Here is a 6069-nt window from a genome sequence, read left to right as displayed (position 1 = left end):
CCAGCGCATCGGCCATGGCCTCGTCGTCCCCGACGGGCACGAGCCAGCCGTACTTCCCGTGGTCCAGGATCTCGCCAGGGCCGCTGGGGCAGTCCGTCGAAACGACGCTGCAGCCGCAGGCCAGCGCCTCCGCAGCGACGTTGCCGAACCCCTCCCAGCGCGAGCTGATGGCGAAGACGGAAGCTCGCGCGATCCATGCGTAGGGGTTGGGGTCGTAGCCCGGAAGCGCGGCGCGCCCCGAAAGCCCCATCTCCGCGATTCGGCGCTCCAGCAGGGGGCGTTCCTTCCCCTCTCCAAGGACGATGAGTCGGACCTCCGGCCTCCGTTGGGCCAGGCGGGCAAAGGCCCGCAGGAGCGTCGAGAAATCCTTCTGGTCCCCCAGGCGTCCGGCGCCAAGGACTACGGGCGGCTGTCCGCCCTCGAGCCATGGGTGCGGCGCGGGCGCCTTCGCCGCGGCGCGAATTTGATCGAGAAGTTCCGGCGTGACGACGGCGTTGTAGATGACGTGGATTTTTTCGGGCGGGAGGAAGCCAAGGGACCGCATCTCGTCCGCTACGCCGCGGGAGATGCAGACGCAGGCGGAGGCGCGGGGTGCCAACAGGCGGTAGCGCAGGGTGCGGAGGCGCGTCTGGAGGGGGCCACGTTCCATCGTGAACATGCTGCGCTGGGACAGGATGACCTGGAGGGGACCTCGCAGGATGACCTTCGTCAGCAGGGCGCGCATGGCGGTGTAGACGGGGAGCAGGAAGCCAAACTTGCCGCGCCGGACCTCGTTCAGGAGGCGTAGGAAGGACCCGTGGAGGTCAACGACCCGTACCTCCGGGGCGAGGCTCGCGAACATGGGGCCGCGCGCGTGCAGGAACAGGGCGGAAACAGGGAGTCCGCAGCGAGCCAGGGCGTTCGCCAGCCGCAGGGACGACCGCTCCGCTCCTCCCGTTCCCGCGTCGCGCAGCAGGAACGCGACAGGCGGCAGCCCGGCGTCCATACCTAGCGAGGCCCGCCGCAAAGTCCTGCGGCGAGGCGGTGGAAGAGCTCTCGAACGAGGAGGCCCGCTGTGAGGGCCGGCTCTCCACAGAGGACATCGCGCTGGAGCCTGCGGCCGATCCGCCGCCAGCACTGGGCCGTGTGGCGGTGGAGGGAGGGCGTGTGGGAGGCGGTTTTGCTCAGGATGTCGATCAGCTCGTCGGGGGTCGTGTTCTCGCCCCAGGCGCTGCGCAGGTACGTCCTCCAGTAGAGCCTCTCGGAGGGAAGTCCCGTCAGCCCCAGCCATGGCTTCGACTCGTTGATCATGTGGAGGATGGAGTGGGACGGGTCCTTCTCCAGACGACGGTTGTTGAACCTGTTGTCGAGCAGCTTGACGGAGCCGCGGAACAGGGAGTTGAGGATGTCCTGGTCGGCCAGTCGGGCGGCGTGTCTCCGGTGGGCGAGCCAGTCCATGGACGCCTGGAACAGGTTGCCCCGCTCTCGGATGCGGTCCAGGTCCATCAGCAGGACGCCGGCGTTGACGTAGGAGGCGGGGTCCCCGCCGTTCAGGCGCACGCGAAGGGCCTCGGCGGAGAGGCGGCGAAGCCCCCTTCCAGGGTGGTCCAATGCACCGGCGAGGCAGTTCCCGTCCAGGTTTACCTCCCAGAGCTCCTTCAGGTCCAGGTTCACCAGGGTGTCGCAGTCCAGATAGATGACCCGGCCGATGGAAAGCAGGTCCGGGATGAGGAGGCGATAGAGCGTCCCGACGGAACAGGCGTCTTGAACGAGGCCCACCGTTCGAGCGTCCAATTGGTCCCGATAGGGGGTGACGTCGATAAGGCGGACCTCCTGCGCGTACTTCGCGGCCGTGCGAAGGAACTTTTCGCGGGCCTCCTCCGTTAGCGTGCTGTCGTGCAGCACGTGTACGACGACGGGGCCCTCCGTGTTCTCGAAGATGGAGGTCATCACGACGCCCGCGTGTTGGCTGTACGTCCCCTTGGGGTCGTACAGCGCGAGGGCGGCGTGGACCGTCCCCTCCGGCCTCGTCGTATCGTTTGTCATGCTCCGGACCTCTCGCTCAGGATCGCCCTCACCCGCTCAAGGTCCTCCTGCGTGTCCACGCCGACGCCCTCGGCACTGGAGGCCGTGACCTTGACGCGGAGCCGGTGCCCGTGCTCCAAGGCCTTGAGCTGCTCCAGGGATTCCGCCTCCGCGAGCGGCGTCATGGGGAGCGCGGCGTAGCGCCGGAGGAAGTCCGCGGTGTAGGCGTAGAGGCCAATGTGACAGTAGACGGGGAGGCGCGGCTTGTTCCGCGGGTAGGGGATGAGGGAGCGGCTGAAGTAGAGCGCGTCGCCGTTCCGGTCCATGACGACCTTCACCGCGTTGGGGTTGTCCCGGTCGGCGTCGGCCATGGGGCGGCACAGCGTGGCGAAGCAAACGCCCGGCTCGTCCAGGAGCACCGCAACCTCGTCGATCATCGCCGGGTCCAGCAAAGGCTCGTCCCCCTGAACGTTGACGACGGCGTCTGCGTCCGGGGCCAGGATACGGAGGGCTTCCTCCGCGCGGCTCGTGCCGTTGGGGTGATCCGGAGAGGTCATGACGGCGCACCCGCCGAAGGCCTTCACAGTGGATACGATGCGCTCGTCGTCCGTCGCTACGGCGACGCGGGTAAGGCGTCGTGCCGCCATGGCGCGCTCGTAGACGTGCTGAATCATGGGTTTGCCGTAGATGTCGGCCAGGGGCTTGCCCGGAAGGCGGGAGGAGGCGTACCGCGCCGGGATGACCCCCAGGATATTTTTGCTGCTCATGAAATATGCCTCACGCGATGCCGGACTTCAGGAGGTCATGGACGTGCAGCATCCCCACGGGACGCCCGTCCTCCAGGGCCACGAGCACGCTGATCTCCTCCCGCTCCATGACGCGCATGGCCTCCGCCGCCAGCGCGTCCGGGCTGATGCCCTTGGGGTCCTTCGTCATCGCGTCCTCAATCTTCACGTGAAAGGCGTCCGTTCCCCGCCGGCCGATCAGGCGGCGCAGGTCGCCGTCCGTAAAGATGCCGCAAAGCCTCCCGTCCTCGTCCACGACGCAGGTAGCGCCGTACCCCTTACTGGTGATGGAGAACAGCGCGTCCTGCACGGAGACGCCGCACCGCACCGCGGGCAGTTGGCCGAGGCCGCCCATCACGTCGCGGACGCGCGTCAGGAGTCGCCGTCCCAGGGCCCCGCCCGGGTGGAACAGGGCGAAGTCCTCGCGCTTCAGTCCCCGCAGCAGCGTCACCATCGCCGCCAGCGCGTCGCCCAGGGCCAGTTGCAGCGTGGTGCTGCTCATGGGAGCCAGTTGCAGCGGATCGCCCTCCTTCTCGACGCGCGAATTCAGGACGATGTCCGCGTGCTGCGCCAGGGGGGACTCAAGGCCCCCCGTGATGGCGATCATCATCGCCCCCAGCCGGCGGAAGTGGGGGAGCAGCGCCACGATCTCCGCAGAGGTCCCGCTGTTGCTGACGAAGAGCCCCACGTCCTCCCGTCGAACCATGCCCAGGTCTCCGTGGGAGGCCTCGGCGGCGTGCAGGAAGAAGGAGGGCGTCCCAAGCGACGCCAGCGTGGCCGATATCTTGCGCCCCACGTGTCCTGACTTGCCCAGCCCCACCACGACGACCCGCCCGCTGCACTCGTGGACGGCGTGGGCTGCGCGCGTCAGCTCCGGCCCAACCCGGTCCGCTGCCTGCAGGATCTCGGTGGCCTCGGCCCTCATGAGTTGACGCCCCGCCTCCAGAAGCTCATGGTCCGAGTGCCGCTCTCCGGGCCTCTCGCACGGAAGTGCCGACGTCATCTTGCCCCGCCCCCTTCTCTTCCGCGTTCCGGGGCGTCCTCGTCCTGCCTCAGTCCGTCGGGCAGCGCCCGTCGCGCCCTGTGGATGGCCAGCACCTGATCCAGGAAAGCGCCCATCTCGCCCAGGGGGATCATGTTGGGACCGTCGCTTCGGGCCTTTTTGGGATCGGGGTGCGTTTCGGCGAACAGGACGTCGATGCCGACGGCCGCCGCCGCCCGCGCCAGCGGCAGGGCCAACGCGCTGTCCCCGCCGCTCATGCCGCCCAGGCCGCCGGGTCGCTGCACGCTGTGCGTGGCGTCGAACATGACGGGGTACCCCAGGTTCCGCATGGTCACAAGGGCCGTCATGTCGACGACGAGGTGGTGGTAGCCCATTACGGTGCCGCGCTCACACAGGATGACGCGGTCGTTTCCCGCCTCGCGGCACTTCGCCGCGGCGTACTCCATGTCCTCCGGGGCCAGAAACTGGGCCTTTTTGAGGTTGATGATCTTGCCGGTCCTTGCGGCGGCTACGAGCAGGTCCGTTTGGCGGCACAGGAAGGCAGGAATCTGAATGACGTCCGCAACCTGACCGACGGGCTCGGCCTGATGGCTCTCGTGGATGTCCGTCAGGATGGGCACGGCCGCAGTCCCCTTGATCGTCTCAAGCTGTTCGAGTCCCTTTTTCAGACCTGGCCCCCGCCATGCGTGGATGGAGGTGCGGTTGGCCTTGTCGAAGGACGCCTTGAAGACGTAGGGAAGGCCCCGCTCGCGGCACAGGCGCTTCATGGTTTGGGCCACCTCGAGGCCGAGTTCAAGGCTCTCCAGGGAGCAGGGGCCCGCCGCGACGGCAAGCTCTCCACCGATGGAGAAGTTTCCGATCCTGTACTTGTCCTTATCGAAAACAGCGTCCAAAAATAATCCTCTCCGTTCTGTTCCGGCGTCTTGGCGTCTGCGCCTCCTGCGTTGGAGTCGCTTTCAGGACGCCATGGGCACAGGTCCCATGAGGTTATTATAGACTGTTTTCTCCGTTTGGACGCCCAATGGTGTAGGGGATCGGTCTGCAGCGTCGGGTAACGTTATGATTGAACCTTAGTCAAACAATATGCTTTAGGAAGCAAAAGGATACTCACTTAAGGTACCCTATTTTTAAAGTTTTCCTCCTTTTTGTTGTGCGATAGGTTGTTATTAGCGAAATTAGGCTACCGTCACCCTTTGGCCGCCTCCAAATGACAAGGAAGGGGGCTGACCCTGAGGTCAGCCCCCTTTGCGTTGTCTATAGACCGGGCCGTCCGGCTTTAGTACATGTCGCCCATGCCGCCCATTCCGCCGGGCATGGCGGGCGCAGCGTCCTTCTTCTCCGGCTTGTCGGCGACGATGCCCTCCGTCGTCAGGACCATCGCGGCGATGGAGCCCGCGTTCTGCAGCGCGGAGCGGGTGACCTTCACGGGGTCGATGATGCCCGCGGCGACCATGTCCGCATACTCGCCGGTGCTGGCGTTCAGGCCGTTGCCGGGCTTCAGGTTGCGGACCTTCTCCACGATGACGTCGCCCTGGTAGCCGGCATTCTCGGCGATGAGGAACAGCGGAGCCTTCAGCGCGTCCAGCACGATGCGGGCACCCGTCTGGACATCGCCCTTGAGCTTCTCGACGAAGGGCTCGAGAGCCGTCGCGCAGTTCAGGGCCGCCACGCCACCGCCGGCGACGATGCCCTCCTCCACGGCCGCCCTCGTGGCGTTCAGGGCGTCCTCGATGCGGTGCTTCAGCTCCTTCTGCTCCGTCTCCGTCGCGGAGCCGACCTGGATCACCGCCACGCCGCCGACCAGCTTGGCCAGGCGCTCGTGCAGCTTCTCCTTGTCGTAGTCGGAGGTGGAGTCCTCGATCTCCTTCTTGATCTGCGCGGCGCGCTTGCGGATGTCCTCCTTGTCGCCGGCGCCCTGGGTGATGGTCGTGTCCTCCTTCGTGATGCGGACCTTCTTGGCCTTGCCCAGCATGTTGAGCTCCGTGTTCTCGAACTTCAGACCCAGCTCCTCGCTGATGACCTGACCGCCCGTGACGATGGCGATGTCCGCCAGCATGGCCTTGCGGCGATCGCCGAAGCCGGGGGCCTTCACGGCCGCCACCTGCATGACGCCGCGCAGCTTGTTGACCACCAGCGTCGCCAGGGCCTCGCCCTCGACGTCCTCAGCGACGATGAGCAGGGGCTTGCCCGTCTGCACGACCTTCTCCAGCACGGGGAGCAGGTCCTTGATGTTGCTGATCTTGCCGTCGTGGATCAGGATGTAGGCGTCGTCGAAGC

The 6069-nt window shown here is 66.6% G+C and carries 6 protein-coding genes; all 6 read right to left on the bottom strand.

All coding sequences use genetic code 11. The annotated features are described in order from the left end of the window. A partial coding sequence (locus tag ACO41U_RS09715) for a glycosyltransferase (RefSeq protein WP_485943555.1) occupies positions 1–985 on the bottom strand: 985 nt, incomplete at its 3' end. A 2-nt stretch (positions 986–987) separates the two neighbouring features. Next, complete coding sequence (locus ACO41U_RS09710; protein WP_485943553.1) at positions 988–2025, bottom strand: glycosyltransferase family 8 protein; 1038 nt, start codon at positions 2023–2025, stop codon at positions 988–990. Then, complete coding sequence (gene kdsB, locus ACO41U_RS09705) at positions 2022–2771, bottom strand: 3-deoxy-manno-octulosonate cytidylyltransferase (RefSeq protein ID WP_485943551.1); 750 nt, start codon at positions 2769–2771, stop codon at positions 2022–2024. Before kdsB ends, ACO41U_RS09710 begins: the two co-directional genes overlap by 4 nt. 10 nt (positions 2772–2781) lie before the next feature. After that, on the bottom strand, positions 2782–3792 hold the full coding sequence (locus ACO41U_RS09700) for a KpsF/GutQ family sugar-phosphate isomerase (RefSeq protein ID WP_485943549.1): 1011 nt from the start codon (positions 3790–3792) through the stop codon (positions 2782–2784). After that, a complete protein-coding gene (kdsA, locus tag ACO41U_RS09695; protein WP_485943547.1) occupies positions 3789–4685 on the bottom strand; it encodes a 3-deoxy-8-phosphooctulonate synthase in 897 nt (298 codons plus the stop codon). The genes ACO41U_RS09700 and kdsA overlap by 4 nt, the downstream gene beginning before the upstream one ends. A gap of 383 nt (positions 4686–5068) precedes the next feature. Beyond that, on the bottom strand, positions 5069–6069 hold a 1001-nt coding region (groEL, locus tag ACO41U_RS09690), incomplete at its 5' end, for a chaperonin GroEL (RefSeq protein WP_485943545.1).

The organism is Fretibacterium sp. (assembly GCF_057312375.1).
The sequence above is the reverse complement of the archived record's forward strand: the minus strand, read 5'-3'. Positions and strand labels throughout refer to the sequence as shown.

Excerpts from the sequence above, each read along its gene's own strand:
- ACO41U_RS09710 (WP_485943553.1), bottom strand. The coding sequence starts at position 2,025 with ATGACAAACGATACGACGAGGCCGGAGGGGACGGTCCACGCCGCCCTC.
- kdsB (WP_485943551.1), bottom strand. The coding sequence starts at position 2,771 with ATGAGCAGCAAAAATATCCTGGGGGTCATCCCGGCGCGGTACGCCTCC.
- ACO41U_RS09700 (WP_485943549.1), bottom strand. The coding sequence starts at position 3,792 with ATGACGTCGGCACTTCCGTGCGAGAGGCCCGGAGAGCGGCACTCGGAC.